Source organism: Microcoleus sp. S13C4, from assembly GCF_036700865.1.
Lineage (GTDB): Bacteria > Cyanobacteriota > Cyanobacteriia > Cyanobacteriales > Microcoleaceae > Microcoleus.
In genome coordinates this window covers 47,483-62,947 of the sequence record NZ_JAUBPS010000012.1, presented here as the reverse complement: position 1 = coordinate 62,947, position 15,465 = coordinate 47,483, and the positions used below count along the sequence as shown (strand labels likewise).

The window sequence follows — 15,465 nt, the reverse complement described above, 5'->3', positions numbered from 1 at the left end:
AACATTTCCTACACTGGATAACTCGTGAAGCGAAAAAAAACCGCCCGTCACAAGCCATTTTACAACATAGCAGAACACATCCCCGAACTTCCCGAACTCGTCGCTGCGGTCGGGCCGATGGACGGGTGCTGGCACAAAAGTTTTCGCATTTTTACCATTGAAAATCTGGGGGCGAAGACTTTCGATATCGAAAAGCTCAAGCAAGTTCTAGAACCCAAACAACAAGGCTATCAAAACACAACTAATGTGATCAATTATTTAGCCAGTCACGACCGATCCCACTTGCTGGCGGAAGCAAGCTTTCGGGATATCGATCAAGAAGCGGCTTTTAAACGCGCTAAATTGGGAGCAGTTTTGTTGGTCACAGCAGTAGGAATACCGCTGCTGTGGATGGGCTAAGTGTTTGGACAATCCACTCGGCAAACTCCCAACCAGCCGAATAAACTGCAATGGTCTTTGTTGAAAAATCAGCCCAATCATGAGTTGTTGGAATACTACAAACAGGTGATTCTGCTGCGAGAACATTGGCCGGCACTTTATACCGAAAATATTGAATTTATCCACGAAAATCCCGAAGCCAAAGTCATCGCTTACTACCGTTGAAGCGATGAGGGAACGCGAGCAGTAGTTGTCGCTAATTTTTCGCATACTTATCTATCTGGTAACAGCATTCCTAAGTTTCCGGCTGCGGGAACTTGGCACGAGTGGATGTATAACAAAATAGTAGAAGTTGGGGAAGAAGGGTTTAAGTTTGATGTGCCGGAATGGTCAGCCCAAGTATTTGTTTGAGAGCGGCAGAATTATGTCTCCAGGCAGATGATAGAGGAAGTTGTACAACATTAAATGGTATCTAGGATGGGCGAACACAACTCAAGAAACTGGGTTTTCCTACCGGGGCAGAAGGCTGGAACGATACTTTTTTAGAGAAAAATCCGGTTTCTGCGTCCAACAGTGCGATCCTCATTCCTGGTATTGAGAATAAAAATTGCACGGCGACGTGCCAACTGTCAATTAACAAGTCAATTAACACAAACTTTGTCGGAGGACAAACTCTATGGGCTGGCTAAAAAGATTGTTTGGTTTAGAAAAACTTGAAAATCAAGAAACTGTTGACGCTCCTGCTTACCAAGCACCTGTAGCGGAAGCTCAAGCTCAAGCTCAACCTGCTGCGAGCAATCAGACAATCCCGCCGGAACGCATGGGATTGAATGGCGAATACGATCAAAGCGGTTTAGCTAAACGGGTGGCTCAGGCTTTCGATGCAAATCCAGAGGTTGCGGATATTGAGACTGTTTATGTGGCTCAACTGGGCACTACTGTGGTTCTCAAAGGTACAGTTCCCGATCAGGCAATTGTCAACAAGTTAGTGACAATTGCTAAAGGTGTTAAGGGTGCAACTGGCGTGGAAACTGATCAAGTTACTGTCGGGTAGCGCGACGGTTATTTCTAACAGTTAACCGTTAGCAGTTAACAGTTAACCAGTTAGTAGTTAACAGTTAACTGTTTTTTTGATTTATCTTTTTTTTAGTAAAAAATATGACAGGGGAAACCTTAGAACCTACTCGGGGGAAATTAGAACGCACTCTTTCGCAGGGAATTCAAGCTTTGTACCGCTCTCAACTCGGACACCAAACGAGTCAAGCGCTCTGCAATCTTTTGGATAACAAATTGATAATTGTTATCGAAAATGGGCTTACTCAACCAGAAAAACTGCTGGCTCAGAACGGTCAGCACGATTTGGCTTTGCAGGTGCGAGAACAACTACAATCAGTTCTGGAACTGTTAGTGAAAGATTTAATCAAAGAGGTTTTGGGCGTGGGAGTGACTGATTGGCTCAGCGATGCGACCTTGGAGACTGGCCGCACGGGAACGATCGCAATTTTGGACTCTGCACCTAAAGTTCGCGATTCTAGTTCTAAGTCTAAAACTCAATCAAAACCAGTTGAGAGTTGATGTGCTGGCGGATAATTCTTTCTAAATCCTGGATGTTAAAAGGTTTGGAAAGGTATTCCACGCAGCCGGCTTGGAGAATCCGATCGCGGTCTTCTGGTTTGGCTAGTGCTGTGATAGCAACAATCGGAATATGTCTCAGGTCGGGGTTTTGTTGAATGCGTTTTACTACTTCCATACCGTCTATATCCGGCAAGCAAATGTCGAGTACGATTAGGTCGGGAGGTCGATCGACTGCTGCTGAAAGAGCTGTGTACCCGTCAACGGCTCCTACGCACTCGCAGCCGAATAAATCGAGTATTTGTGTCAGCAGCTCTAAGTTGTCGGGATTGTCGTCTACAGCCAAAACTAAAGGACGCTTGTCTACCGTTGGTTGACCGTTATTTAAAAACGAGGATTCCAATTTCTTCTTCCAAGTAGGGTAGTTCATAAATGCCGATCGAAAAACGATCAAAAAATTTGTCCCCGAGGCATTCCTCAAGTGGCGCTCCGGCACTTGAAACAGATTGGCTCGTATTTGTAGCTCTCCAATGGCCCGTTTCTGGTATGACCCGATTGTACAATATCGATGCAAGCTGGGGGCAAGAGGGCCACAGTCGATCGAACCCATCGCATCTGCTTAATTCTACCTCTCCTAGCGCCAATTACCAACTTAGGCGCTCTTGGTGCGTTTGCCTTGGTAAAAACACGCCATAAATACCGAAAATCTTACCAATAAAGCATCCTCGCTTAATAGCCTTGAAGAGTGGCGACAGCTTTTCAGGGTACTAACCACATTAGACGTGGGTTCCCATAGATGGATCTACCTAAAGGAAGATTCTAACCGATACTTAATTTTAATAACTTCCACCTGGTGAGAGATACTTGTTACTCTACTTTATACTTCAATGTTTTTAAGTAGTAATTATTGCAAGTTTAGCAAGTAAAAAAATCTGTTTTTACTTTGGTTTAAACGCATATTAACCTAGGAGGTTTTGATGACAATTCCAATCAGAGACGACCTGACTTACATTTTGCTCAAAAAGATTGGCAGCGGAAACGGCAAGGGAGAGTCGGAAATTAGGAACGCAGCCGAAGAATATGTCGGTCACCAGGTGGCGGAAGCGGAATTGCTCGGTCATCTGGACTACCTAAACCAAAGAGAATTTATCAAAGCGGAGTTTAGTGGAGAACCTTACGGAGGAGCTGAGTTATTGCCACCTTTAGTGGCATTCCAACAAGCTCAGTTAACAGAAAAAGGCCGCAAACTGTTACACAAAATGGAGACGAATCCTCCGACCTCGCTCCACCAAGAAGGATCGGCAGTTCCTATCGCTTCAAAGGATATGCCGTTTTTGGAAAAAGTGATGGTAAACGGTCACTTGGAGGATATTTTTGATGCCAGGGACATTACCGAAGTAGTGTACCGGGTCATGCGCGATGTGATGACAAAAGATGCCATCGAGCACGTGGAATCTGAATTGCACAAAGAAGTTTTGCCTACGGATGACAAAACCCTGCAACAAGAAATAGCAGATCTCTGGAAAGATACCAATCCGCTGGTGGGATTGCTCAGCCGCATACGTCAGCCTTTGACCGGCCCGCCTGCACCTGCGGGAATCGATGGCAATTTGTTTGCACGGAGGGTGGAACTAGAAGGCGCACTTCCTTCGGGAGTAAAACCGGAAACTGCGATCGCGGCTGTATTCTCGGCAACGAAGGATGAGTTGTCCGCGGAGCGAATTCAGGAAATAGCTGGCTTTTTGCCGGACAGAATTCAGGAAATTTGGGAGTCGGCTTAACGGGATATTTCCGGGTATAAATACTTACCAGCCGGGTTGACGAACCAGTATTCTCCCTCCAGAGGGCACAATATTGCTTGGTCAACCCGGTTTCTCTATACCTTTTGTCTTGTAGCTCTGCAATTGCTTTTTAGTGAGGACTTGAGTCCTGATCCAACTCGATCGGACTTGAGTCCTCACTACTTGTCTGCTCGCTCATTCCTTGCCTTGTAACTGCTGTGAAAAAGCCGGTTTCTCACCAAAATTTGTCGAAAAACCAGAAAGAACTCCAGAAACGGGGTTTTTAAATCCCGGGTTGGGTAAGTCTTATAGACGCGAGGAAAATGTTGTATTCTATAATACAGGGCGAGTTAACACGGTGGCTCGCAAAAATGCTGTCAACAGCCCTGGAGATGAAAAGGGATGGCCCGCACCAAAGTTAGACAAATGTCACGATCGACCCTGGAACAAGAGATTTTACTCAATCGAATTACCAATCGCATCCGCAACTCTTTAGAACTGCAAGAGATTTTGACGACAACGGCGCGAGAAATCCGCAGTTTTTTAGCTAGCGATCGAGTAAAAGTTTATCGCTTTGAGGCCGACGGTAGCGGCGAGGTCATTGCTGAGTCCATCAACGGCGACAATTTGCCATCTATGCTGGGTTTGCGCTTTCCACCAGGCGACATTCCCCAGAGTGCTCGGGAAATGTTTCTTAAAGCGCGCCAGCGAGTGATTGTTGATGTGGAATTGAAGCATCAAACACTTAATCGGTTAGATTGTCCCGAAACCGGCAAAACTTTAGCAGTTGAAGATATTAGCTATCGTCCTGTAGACCCCTGTCATGCTGAATATCTGAAGGCTATGGGGGCACGTTCTTCTCTGACGGTGCCGATTTTGCATCAAAATCACCTTTGGGGACTGTTGGTGTCTCACCACAGCCAACCGAAACGGTTTAGCGCTCGAGAATTGAAAATGGTGCAGTTGCTTGTGGATCAACTTTCAATTGCGATCGCCCAATCTTTTCTGCTGAGTCAAGCTCGACAGCAAGCGCGCGACGAAGCCGTTGTCAACCAAATTACCAGTTTGCTGCATTCTCCTCTGGAACTAAACGAAATTCGCAAAGCAGTTCTCGAACAAACTGTCAAGCATTTGCATGGTTCGGGAGGACGACTGTACCTTGCAGCGGAGTTTGGCGATCGGCCAGCTTTGCTTTATACCTGTGGCCAGCAGCCCACGGACCTCGACCTTGAACTCAGCCCGTTTTGGCAGCAGATCATGGGGTTTGACCACCAAGGCGATCAAGCAAAAACTGCTAATCATCCCAGGCAATTAGGTATTTTTGAAAATATATATTCCCAGAATTACAGTTCAATTGACAGCAATGTTTCCAGTTTTCTTGTACCGCACTTGTACGCAATTTCCGATATTTCTAAAGAACCTCAACTTAAATCTGTATCTGCCAATTTAGTCGCAGCTTCCATTCGATCATTTTTGGCAGTACCGTTGCAATATCGGCAACAGTGCATCGGCTGTCTCACCGTTTTTCGCAGCCCTATACAAACCGAAATTTTGTGGGCGGGCCGTTGCAGTTCGGACGCCCGGCACGATCGTCCCCGACAGTCCTTTGCAGCTTGGAAAGAAATCAAAACCGGCGAAGCTCAAAAGTGGACCAGCGAGGAACAGAAGCTAGCACAATCTTTAGGAACTCACCTGTACATGGCTGCAATGCAGAGGCGCGTCGAGGCGATGATCCGACATCAAGCTTCTCACGACCCATTAACTGGTTTACCTAATAGATTACTGTTTAATGAAAGGCTGTCTTTAGCTTTAGCTAGCGCTCACCAAAATGGAGAAATGCTGGCAGTAATCTTTCTAGATTTGGATCGATTTAAAAATGTTAACGATACTCTCGGTCACCCAGTGGGCGATTTGTTGCTGCAAAGTGTATCTCGGCGTTTGAGTAAGTGTTTGCGCGTGGGGGATTCGATTGCTCGTTGGGGCGGAGATGAATTTACTGTGCTGCTGTACAATATCAATACCCCAGAGGAAGCAACTAAGATTTGCCAGCTAATTATCCAGAGTTTAAGCAGTCCTTTTGATTTTGAGGGTCTGGAACTTTATACTAAGGCTAGCTTGGGAATTGCCTTGGCTCCTTATGACGGAGAAGATGCAGAAACTTTGCTGAAAAATGCTGATGCTGCGATGTACAAAGCTAAACAGAAAGGTCGCAATAATTATCAGTTTTACACGCGGGCGATCGGCAGTAAAGTCTCCGAGGATCTTAACTTAGAAAATCATCTTTACAAAGCTATAAAAAAAACTGAGTTTGTCCTGCACTATCAACCACAAATAAACTTAAATACTGGCAAAATAGTCGGCATGGAAGCTCTGATTCGCTGGGATCATCCCGAACGCGGTTTGATTTCTCCCGATCGATTTATTCCCTTAGCTGAGGAAACAGGATTAATCTGCCAAATTGACGAATGGGTGATGCGGACTGCTTGCTTGCAAAATCGAGAGTGGCAGTTACGGGGATTGCCGCCGATGCGAATAGCGGTGAATTTATCAGCCCGCCAGTTTCTGCAACCTCACACAGTACAAATCATCGCTGAAATTTTATCAGAAACCAAGTTAAATCCCGAATATTTAGAAATAGAAATTACCGAGAGCATTGCTATGACAGATGTGAGCTTTACGCTGTCGGTATTGCAGCAGTTGAAGGACATGGGAATTCACATTTCTCTGGACGATTTTGGCACCGGTTATTCTTCACTGTGGTCTCTGAAAAGCTTTCCCCTCAATAATTTAAAAATAGACAAATCTTTCGTGGCCGATTTGGTGACCGGTAGCAGCGGTGCTACTATTGTGAAACTGGCGATCGGCTTGGGACAGGGCCTGAATTTACAGGTGATTGCCGAGGGTGTGGAAACAGCAGAACAGTTGGCATTTTTGCACTCGCATCAGTGCGATATAGGCCAGGGTTACTTCTTTAGCAAACCAATACCGGCGGCCGCTATAACCCAAGTGTGCCTAGAAAATCAACGTGGAAACAAACAAGAGCTTCTATTTTGAGTTGGGAATTAGATTTATTCTGAAAAGCGATATCTGTAGGACACGGCGAAAGCCTTTGTCCCTACGGCTGGCTTTTAATAATTGGTATAATATGGAGGACTGTAGTAAGACTTTTTTAAATTGGTATTACATTATGTCCGCTAGAACGACCACAATAAAATTGGTTTGTAGTAATACCAATTTAATGTGAAGTTGCACATATCTCGATCCCCCTAAATCCCCCTTAAGAAGGGGGACTTTGAGCGGAATCTTGTCCCCCCCTTATTAAGGGGGGCTAGGGGGGATCTGATTCTATGCAGCCTCATAAAAAATTGGTATAAGGGCTAAAGTCCTCACTACAAACAGGTTGATTAGGGGTAAGGGACTAGATTTGATATTACTGCCAAACAAACACTTTCGCTTCGTATTCCGGCAAGTCTATCATAATATTGTTATCGCCCGATTCCACATCATAATTGCCCGTCCATTCGTGCCACGTTCCGTTTGCCGGGAAGTGGGGAACGCTGTAACCAGCTAAATAATTTTCCGACATATTCGCTACTACTACAACTCTCGAACCTTCATCGTTCCAGCGAGTGTAAGCAAAAACTTTCGACTCGGGGTCTTCGTGGAAAAATTCAATGTTTTCTGTGTAAAGTGCTTGGTTATTTTTACGCAGGTGAATTAAGCCTTTGTAGTATTCCCACAAACCTTTATTCAGGTCATTTCCTAGCAGCGTCCAGTCAATCTTAGCTTGCTCAATTGTTTTGGCTTTGTATTCGCCAAATTCTTCGCCCATCCAAATTAGTGGCACGCCAACTGCTGTCATTAACAGCACGGTTCCTAATTTCGCCCGCTTGAAGGCTGCTTCATCCAAAATTCCGCGATCGCCCAATTCGGCAAAAACGCGATCGTGGTCGTGATTGCTCAGATAATTCACTACATTCGTAGCACCCAAGTAACCTTGCCGCTTGCAGTCGATTACCTCTTTGAGGCGTTCTAAATCAAAATTGTCGCCGCAGAGTTGTGGAATTATCGAGTGATAGAAACTGTCGTGCCAGCAGCCGTCCATCGGCCCGTCTAGATTCGTGATGCTGGGCTCGTCGGGAATGTATTCGGCAACGGTGTAAAACGGTTTGGGGCCGGCGACACTTTTGGCTTCTTGAACGACCCAGTGCATGAAATCGTAGTTAGCAATTTGTCGCGCCGCGTCGAAACGAATGCCGTCGAGATGATATTCTTGAATCCAGAAGCGGACTGTATCGCCAGCAAATCTGCGCGCCGGGAAAGTTCCTAAGTTTTCGTCGTAGAATTCGTAGTTAAATTCCGGGCCCCAATTGTTGTCTGCATCGCGGGGTTCGTGGTGATACCAATAATCGTGATCGATTTGAGTGAGGGGGCTCGACGCTTCCGAGTGGTTGTAAATCCCGTCCATGATGACGCGAATCCCGCGCCCGTGACACTCGTCTATCAGGTTTTTGAGTTCTTCTGTGGTTCCGTAGCTGGACTCGGCAGCCAAGAAGTAGCGGGGGTTGTAGCCCCAACTGTAGTCGCCCGGGTATTCTTTGAGGGGCATGAGTTCGATCGCGTTGATGCCGAGTTCGACTAGGTAATCGAGTTTTTCGACGACGTGCTTGTACTTGCCGCGGGCCAGGGGATCAGCTTCGCCGCCGGAAAAGTCAGCAACGTGCATTTCATAAATCACTAATTCCCGATCGGCCGGTAGCGGTTTGTCGTCGTGTTTCCAGACGTAGGTATCAACAATGCGCGACCCATCTTTGATCCGAACAAGGCCGTTTTGAGTAGGATCGTCGATGTCAGTCGCGTAGGGATCGACCACATCTACCCACTGATCTGCTTCCAGAAACCAGCTTTTCGACTGAACCCGAAATTTGTATTGATAAACGCCATCCTCCAACTCAACTCGCGTGCAGAAATAACCTTCTTCGTTCTTTTCCATCGGAATCTCTTCCCAATTAGAAAAAGAGCCAATCAAGGCAGCTCCTTTATTGTAGGGAGCAAATAACTTGAATTCAATTGGAGCAGCCATAATACCTCTTTCTAAAATATTTCAGTAGCAGTTGATACTTTTAATTTGGCAAATTTAAGCGGACTCAGCATCGCTCTGCGGATATAATTTCTTTAAGCCTTAACTATTTCTAAAAGTATGGTAATCTTGCCTCTGCCTGCGCCTTTTATGAAGTGATATCGCGCAATATGGGCAGTGTGAGCGAAATTTATCTAACTGGCGATCGCTCAACAATAAGTATTAGTAGTATGAGATTTTTTTAGCATCTATCTTAAGGTAGATTTACTTGTTAAAACATTAAAAAAATATCTGTACTGGGATAGATGCAACTTTAAAATTTACCCTTTTTCTAACAAGAAACAATTGCTCGGCTGGTGCACACTGCCTCCCCTAATTTTTTGGTAACAATTAGTCAGTCGGTGTACAGTGCACACCCTAAATCAGTGGCCGTAAGGTGCGCTAGGCGCACCCTACTTTTAACTTGATTTTGCCTGACGATAAGGCTTCATCCAACCAAGCCAGAACGCAGGGCGAGAACGGCAGCCTGAGTGCGGTCATCAGCACACAACTTGTTCAAAATATTGCGGACGTGAGTTTTGACTGTACCTACAGTAATGTAAAGCTTTTCGGCGATTGCAGCATTGCTGTAACCCTGCACGATCAGTTCCAAAACCTCTAATTCCCGCTCGGTTAAAGGGTAAGTCTCAATAATGTGGCTAAACTCGGGTTCGGCAGCCTTAATTGTGACTCTTTTGCCCTCCGCCTTCGGTTCTTCCGGTGTCGGTTCCTGAGTGCGAGCTTGTTTCAGGACGATACGGGCGATCGCCGGATCAATCCAAGAGTTACCTTCGTGAGTTACTTTAACTACGTCTAATAACTGATCGAAGCTAATATCTTTCATGCAGTAAGAGTCAGCTCCGGCGGCAAAAGCTGCCAGAACTTCTTCTTCATTGTCCTGAAAAGTCAGAATCAAAATTTTTGTATCGGGATCAGACTCCCCTACCGATTTTTTGAACTTTTGTGTAAGTTCAATGCCATCAAAATCCGGCAACCCAATATCTACAATTGCCACGTCAGGTTTTGAAGACTGAAGCAGTTTCAATCCATCTGTAGCGTTAGCTGCATCGCCGACAACTTCTATAGTGTCACGCTGTTGTAAAGCTGTGCGGATGCCGACTCTTGTTAGGTCATGGTCTTCTATCAAAGCAACGCGAATTTTACTCATCTTTCTTCCAACAGTCCCCTAGACTTTTAAAATATCGTCAACTGACTCAGCTAAACTGAGAAAATTTGAGAAGGTGTCCTGATTTATGGTTTGACAGGCCGCACATCATTTTCAAGCATACTCATGCAGCCGCCAAGAAAGCAAGTTAATTTTTAAGTTATGTGGCGGCGATGCCTGCACGAGCCTTCCTCGGGACAGGTAAGCTCTCAATGTTTCAATAGTTTAACTGAATTATCTCATTGTCCGCCCCTTGATAGAGGTAAAGATACCACTACCCGGATAAGTTTAAAGTATAAAAAATTTTGAGGCACTTGGGCCGTCAAAATAAATAAAGCTAGCAGTACGAGTCTTTAGCCGGTGTTAGGGCTCAAGTTCTATGGTTATTTATAAAACCTGTTATGACTCACTATCACGGCAAGAACTCTTTTCCCTCGGAGTTTTCCGACGCGGAAATATTACACAAAGTATCTGAAATAACATCCCCCCAACAGCAAGTTTGCGACCGCGAAACTCAGGAAGATCGCCTGTGGGAGGCAACTCCTCACATAATTTGGAAAGCATATGCCGATGGCTGGGTGACTTATTTAGGTCAGTGCTGGGAGGAATATACGGGGGTACCAGCAGCAGCAGCTTTGGGTTTCGGCTATCTGGCGCAGGTCCACCCAGAAGACCGTCCTCGTCTGTTGGCGAAGTCGCGCATTTGTGAGTTCCCGCCGCCAAGTTACGAAATTATATTTCGTCTGCGGACGCGAGAGGGCACTTACCGCTGGAATCTGGCCAGAGCAACGCCCGCTAATCCAGAGAGTCAGGAAGTTTTAGAATGGGTGGGAACGTACACAGATATGGACGCGCTGCAACAAACTCAAGTTGATCCCCAAGCAGGATCAGAATTTTTGCCCCATCAAGCGCGCTCGGAAGCCAACTTCAAAGCAGAAAAGTTGTGCGAAGCCGGGACGCTAAGGGACGGGGGCCAGGATTTGCACGCGATCGATCTGTTTACCAATCAGTTGAGCCAGCGCGCTAGTAACTTAGGTCAGTTGTTGCAAGCCATCGCGGACGCGACTGTAGAGGTGATCGCAGGAGCTGAATTTTGCCTAGTTGCTCTCCTGGAGTGCGATTGCAGCGGCCTCAAACTCACCGCTGTCGGGGGCACGGAAAACTTTGCTGGCCAAACCCCGCACGTGCAAAACAAGCTGCTGTGGAAAGCATTTGCGACGGGAGAGCCTGTACTGTGGCGGTCGGAGTGCGAGGACGGGCTGCCGGCGGCGGCCTGTGCAGCGGCGATCGAGTCGGGAGAAAACGGGCGTTTGGGTGTGTTGGCGATCGGCAACGGGAAAGACACTAAAGCGATTGACGGGCAAGCTCAGCAACTGCTGGCGGTGATGGGAAAACAAGCTGCGATGGCGATTAACAGCGCGCGGGCGATCGAAAAATTAAAAAAGCAGGAACAGCTTTTAGACTTACAAAACGAGCTGCTAATTCGCCAGCAGGAAGAACTGGAAAATCAGGGCCGACGCCTTCAACAGCAAAAATTGCAACTGCTAGAAGCAGCCAAGTTAAAATCGCAATTTTTGGGCATCATGTCCCACGAATTGCGAACTCCCATGAATTCGATTATCGGCTTTTCCCAATTGCTGCTGCGCCAGCACAAACAACTGCTCAGTGCCCAGCAAAAAGAGATGGTGGGGCGCATTTTACATAACGGCAAAAACCTGCTAGTGCTGATTAACGATATCCTCGACCTCTCCAAAATCGAGAGTGGTCACCTAAAATTACAAATTGAAGAATTTGATTTAGCGGATTTAGTAATGGATGTCGCCCTGGAATTCAGAAATCAAGCCACCGAAAAGGATGTGGTAATGTCCGTCAGCGTGTGCTTGCAAAATCAGTTGATACTTAATGACAAGTTGCGCCTGCGGCAACTTTTGGTCAATCTTGTTTCCAACGCGGTTAAATTCACGCATCGGGGCAGCATTTGCATTGAAGTGCGGGAATTAAATTGCGATCGGCTAATTATAACTGTTCAGGATACAGGAATCGGCATCTGTGAAACTGATCTTCCCCACATTTTTGACAAGTTCCGCCAAGCCGACCAAACCACAACCCGCCACTATCCAGGCACCGGTTTAGGACTAGCTATTTGTGCCTCTTTAGTCAAGATGATCCACGGCACAATTACTGCCGACAGTCAAGTAAAAAAAGGTTCGACATTTCGGATCGAATTTCCGCGAAAAATTCACCACAAAAAACTCATTTCCTGACTGCCAACATTTTTTACATATATAAGAAGAAGCGGCGGTTAAAACCGATCCTACCAAAACTTTTGTTACTCTATAAGACACTAAAAAATCAACAGGGCTAATATCAATTCCGGTTGAACCCGAATGATTGTTGACTGTTGACTGTGATCCAAAAAACTGAAAATTGTGCTTATATTTTTTGGCAGATTGAAGGAGAATTAGGCAAAAAAAGGGTTTGACCCCCGAATTATAGCAGTAAGGTGCACCGAAGAGCACCCTACATATACACGACTAAGGCAAAAAAAGGTTTGACCTGCGAATTATAGCGGTAAGGTACGCAATTTAGTCCGCAGAGACGGACTTCTTTTGACTCTATGCAGCGGTTTGAAGGGCCGAGTTTTCTTTAAAGACTAGAAGTTTTCCCTACTTCTGCCTGAGTAGCAATTGGTTTAACATCGGTGTAGCCCATATTATTAGCTACGTCACGCAGCACCGAAATTTGCTGTTCAAAATCAAGACCTTCAATTTGACCCAACACGCCATTGACAGCCTCAGTTGCCTCATATCCTTCGGGGATATCGACAATTTTTTCCCCCATACCAATAGCCCAAGCATACCAAACCACCAACTGATTGTTAGCAGTTAAAGCTCCGTAAGCGTGAGAATACGGCGTGTCGTCGCGGTTGACAATACCGCGCATTATATTCAGTTGTTGGTCATGGGAAAGCTTGTAAAAATCATCGAGCAGCATGGGAGCTAACTGTGGGTCAGCGGCGGCGGGAGCGGCTGGTGTAACTGAATCTCCCATTTTTTCATAAACAAAGTAGAGCAGCGCCAGTTTTTCATCTGTACCCAACCCGTTGATTGCCTGAACGATGTTTTGAGTGTCGTTGGAGAGTGAGTGAGGATTGGTCGCGGCGGGTGAGTTCATAAATAAAATTCCTTAAAAATGTTTCCAGAATATATAAGTATCAAGATTTGTAAGTGCAAGTCACCATCCCCGAGAGGTAATACGATTTTAGATTTTAAATTTTAGATTTTAGATTAAACAATGGGGAAGGGCTGAGTATGTATGGGTTGGGAGCTTGCCTAAAGCTGTATTCTTTTCGGAAAGTGGTGTAATGTTAAGGCACTACCCTAGAAGAAATCATTCTTAAGATAGAAGCCAACGATACATCTGCGGGTAGATGAAAAAGGCGGGGATTGAAAGTAATAATTGATACAGTGAATTGTTAAATAAAACTAGCAAGGAGTCGGCTATGTCTGAAATCAATACAGAAGTCAATAACACTGAAAACTTTGACGCTCAGCAGATCACTGAAAGCGCGGAAGCTGGAGAACAAAAGTTGCCGACCGTTGATGTATCAGCAGACTACGAAGCTTCAAAAGAATTCAGCGTTAGTGACATCGATCGCACGGGTGCCGGCGCTCAAGCTGCCGCCGCTGCAACTGCACCTAAATTTGATATTCCGGCTCCTAAAGACATCCCCCTGCCGGCAGATACAAGCGGCAATCCCAATGATTTTCGTTCGATGGCTCAGGAAATTACGCCTGCTGGTACACCGGGCAATGTTACCGACGATTTGATGCAGAAAGCGATCGATCTTGGGACTCCCGGCAGTTAATTTAAAAATTCTCCATCCTCGACGGACAACCTCTGTATTGTAGGGTGCTTATGGCCTGCCTTACCCCTATAATTCGCGCGTCAAATCACTTTTTGCATAAGTCCTGAATTGTCAAGTGAGCGCACGATAAGCTGCAATATAGCAATCCTAAATGAGTCGTAAATTTTTGACCTCACCCCAGCCCTCCCCTTATCAAGGGGAGGGAGTAAGAAATTCACAAATGATTTAGGATGGCTTGAGAGTAGGGACACAACATAGTTGTGTCCTTAAGCAGTTAATTTTTTGTGTCCCTAATCGCTTAATTTTAAGTCGATCGCCCGACAAATTTTGCCGACAGTGCGATCGCCCAAAACTTCAATTACTAAATCCACCCGATCGCCCTCCAGCATCGACTTAATAAATAACTCGGGATGTAGCGCTTTCCAGAAGTATTCAACAAACCGATTAATTTCAGCTTCTGACATTCCCGACTTCCCCACCGCTATCATTTCCCGTTCCGCCTGATTGCGCCAGACTTTAGAAATGCGATAATCTTGGGGATACAAAACCATCAACCGATCTAATCGGTTCCACAGCGGCAGATAGTCGTGCAGCTTCGCATTCATATCGCGCGCAAACTGACAGTCGCCCTCTGTGGAAATCGGAAACGGTGCAGCCGCCAAAAACTCGTTCAATTTCGCATCAGCCACCGGATTCACGCCGACAAACCAACCTTCAAAAAGTACAATATCCGCACCGGAAATAATTTCGGGTTGACTTCGCTCTCCTGCACCTCCGTAGGCAGATTTGTCAAACCTGGGAATTTCTATATTTTTAATTATATCGGGTTTGAGAGCATCAGATTTGGGATTGTCAACTGCTGCTAAATTGTGAGTTAGAGAACCGCGTAACTTGTCTAAAATTGCGATTCCCAAGTCAATATCGTGAGTGCCGGGGGGGCCGCGCCAAATTAAACGTGGGTCGGCTTTTTGAAGTTGTTGACGATCGGCATAAGTCTTGTAAATATCGTCTAAAGAAAGGCTGACAGTAGAATATCCCATTTTTCCCAGAATCAGCCTCAAAACTTGGCATAAAGTTGTTTTTCCGGTTCCTTGCCCTCCTAAAATTCCTTGAATTAAAGGACGGTTTAAACTTTGTTTTGCAGCCGATAATTGCATTGCCAGCGGCAGCCACAGATGCCACAAAGTTTCAAGAAAAACAGTTGACTTTAAGGGGAAAGTATGGAGTTCGTCAAGAAGAGAAAAGAATAAATCGGTTTTGCAGCGGACAACATCGGCTACAGTGTCGGGAGTAATGCCAAAAGCGCGCGTTAGCGAAGCCCTCGAAGAGGATCGCACATCATCCGCAAGTTCCCAAAAAGCCAGTTGATCGAAGTCTGGAGCGATCGGGCGATCGCCCGCTTGCCACCGGCGTAAAATTTCAACAGGGGTTACAGTCGATCGATCCATATTCTCCAAGCTCTTGATGCGGGGGGGGTTTTGTACAAATATTATCTGCAATTGACAAATATTTGACCCCACCCAAAACGGATACAAACCCCAACTCCTGTCGTGGAGAACTCCCACATTTCGACCTTAGTTCA

13 protein-coding genes are annotated in these 15,465 nt (G+C 45.8%); 8 read left to right on the top strand and 5 right to left on the bottom strand.

The window, feature by feature from the left end; translation table 11 throughout:
* Positions 1-24: 24 nt before the first annotated feature.
* The 4 genes from QT996_RS07670 (at position 25) to QT996_RS07655 (ending at position 1,953) form a co-directional block, all read left to right on the top strand.
* Entirely contained in the window at positions 25-399 is a 375-nt protein-coding gene (locus QT996_RS07670; protein WP_333045607.1) for a hypothetical protein, read from the top strand.
* Positions 400-603, top strand: a complete 204-nt coding sequence (locus QT996_RS07665) for a hypothetical protein (protein ID WP_333045606.1) — start codon at positions 400-402, stop codon at positions 601-603.
* 451 nt (positions 604-1,054) lie between these two features.
* The gene (locus QT996_RS07660; protein ID WP_333045605.1) at positions 1,055-1,432 is read left to right on the top strand and encodes a BON domain-containing protein; all 378 of its coding nucleotides are present in this window, start codon (positions 1,055-1,057) and stop codon (positions 1,430-1,432) included.
* Positions 1,433-1,536: 104 nt separating this feature from the next.
* Positions 1,537-1,953: a DUF2294 domain-containing protein gene (locus QT996_RS07655; protein ID WP_333045604.1), complete on the top strand. Its 417-nt coding sequence runs from the start codon at positions 1,537-1,539 to the stop codon at positions 1,951-1,953.
* Here QT996_RS07655 and QT996_RS07650 read toward each other — a convergent pair.
* On the bottom strand, positions 1,922-2,380 hold the full coding sequence (locus QT996_RS07650) for a response regulator (protein ID WP_333045603.1): 459 nt from the start codon (positions 2,378-2,380) through the stop codon (positions 1,922-1,924). The two genes, QT996_RS07655 and QT996_RS07650, sit on opposite strands and share 32 nt — an antisense overlap.
* A gap of 547 nt (positions 2,381-2,927) precedes the next feature.
* Here QT996_RS07650 and QT996_RS07645 point away from each other — a divergent pair.
* Together QT996_RS07645 and QT996_RS07640 are read left to right on the top strand one after the other, a co-directional pair.
* A complete protein-coding gene (locus tag QT996_RS07645; protein WP_333045602.1) occupies positions 2,928-3,731 on the top strand; it encodes a DUF2267 domain-containing protein in 804 nt (267 codons plus the stop codon).
* A 402-nt stretch (positions 3,732-4,133) separates the two neighbouring features.
* Positions 4,134-6,785 carry an EAL domain-containing protein gene (locus QT996_RS07640; RefSeq protein ID WP_445304548.1) on the top strand — a complete coding sequence of 884 codons (2,652 nt, stop codon included), beginning with the start codon at positions 4,134-4,136 and terminating at the stop codon, positions 6,783-6,785.
* Positions 6,786-7,161: 376 nt separating this feature from the next.
* On the opposite strand, the gene QT996_RS07635 is transcribed toward QT996_RS07640, so the two are convergent.
* Entirely contained in the window at positions 7,162-8,814 is a 1,653-nt protein-coding gene (locus QT996_RS07635; RefSeq protein ID WP_333045599.1) for an alpha-amylase family glycosyl hydrolase, read from the bottom strand.
* Positions 8,815-9,298: 484 nt separating this feature from the next.
* Positions 9,299-10,018 carry a response regulator transcription factor gene (locus tag QT996_RS07630; RefSeq protein ID WP_333045598.1) on the bottom strand — a complete coding sequence of 240 codons (720 nt, stop codon included), beginning with the start codon at positions 10,016-10,018 and terminating at the stop codon, positions 9,299-9,301.
* 398 nt (positions 10,019-10,416) lie between these two features.
* Between QT996_RS07630 and QT996_RS07625 the strand changes: the two genes are divergently transcribed.
* The gene (locus tag QT996_RS07625) at positions 10,417-12,279 is read left to right on the top strand and encodes a PAS domain-containing sensor histidine kinase (RefSeq protein WP_333045596.1); all 1,863 of its coding nucleotides are present in this window, start codon (positions 10,417-10,419) and stop codon (positions 12,277-12,279) included.
* Positions 12,280-12,661: 382 nt separating this feature from the next.
* On the opposite strand, the gene QT996_RS07620 is transcribed toward QT996_RS07625, so the two are convergent.
* The gene (locus tag QT996_RS07620; protein WP_333045595.1) at positions 12,662-13,189 is read right to left on the bottom strand and encodes an orange carotenoid protein N-terminal domain-containing protein; all 528 of its coding nucleotides are present in this window, start codon (positions 13,187-13,189) and stop codon (positions 12,662-12,664) included.
* 328 nt (positions 13,190-13,517) lie between these two features.
* On the opposite strand from QT996_RS07620, the gene QT996_RS07615 reads away from it, so the two are divergent.
* Positions 13,518-13,883, top strand: a complete 366-nt coding sequence (locus tag QT996_RS07615; RefSeq protein WP_333045594.1) for a hypothetical protein — start codon at positions 13,518-13,520, stop codon at positions 13,881-13,883.
* Between the two features lie 290 nt (positions 13,884-14,173).
* Here the strand turns inward: QT996_RS07615 and QT996_RS07610 are convergent, their stop codons facing one another.
* Entirely contained in the window at positions 14,174-15,331 is a 1,158-nt protein-coding gene (locus QT996_RS07610; protein WP_333045592.1) for a glycerate kinase, read from the bottom strand.
* Positions 15,332-15,465 lie beyond the last annotated feature (134 nt).

Coding starts and splice junctions, on each gene's coding strand:
- QT996_RS07625 (WP_333045596.1), top strand. CDS start 10,417: ATGACTCACTATCACGGCAAGAACTCTTTTCCCTCGGAGTTTTCCGAC.
- QT996_RS07615 (WP_333045594.1), top strand. CDS start 13,518: ATGTCTGAAATCAATACAGAAGTCAATAACACTGAAAACTTTGACGCT.
- QT996_RS07640 (WP_445304548.1), top strand. CDS start 4,134: ATGGCCCGCACCAAAGTTAGACAAATGTCACGATCGACCCTGGAACAA.
- QT996_RS07635 (WP_333045599.1), bottom strand. CDS start 8,814: ATGGCTGCTCCAATTGAATTCAAGTTATTTGCTCCCTACAATAAAGGA.
- QT996_RS07610 (WP_333045592.1), bottom strand. CDS start 15,331: ATGGATCGATCGACTGTAACCCCTGTTGAAATTTTACGCCGGTGGCAA.
- QT996_RS07645 (WP_333045602.1), top strand. CDS start 2,928: ATGACAATTCCAATCAGAGACGACCTGACTTACATTTTGCTCAAAAAG.
- QT996_RS07620 (WP_333045595.1), bottom strand. CDS start 13,189: ATGAACTCACCCGCCGCGACCAATCCTCACTCACTCTCCAACGACACT.
- QT996_RS07650 (WP_333045603.1), bottom strand. CDS start 2,380: ATGAACTACCCTACTTGGAAGAAGAAATTGGAATCCTCGTTTTTAAAT.
- QT996_RS07660 (WP_333045605.1), top strand. CDS start 1,055: ATGGGCTGGCTAAAAAGATTGTTTGGTTTAGAAAAACTTGAAAATCAA.
- QT996_RS07655 (WP_333045604.1), top strand. CDS start 1,537: ATGACAGGGGAAACCTTAGAACCTACTCGGGGGAAATTAGAACGCACT.
- QT996_RS07630 (WP_333045598.1), bottom strand. CDS start 10,018: ATGAGTAAAATTCGCGTTGCTTTGATAGAAGACCATGACCTAACAAGA.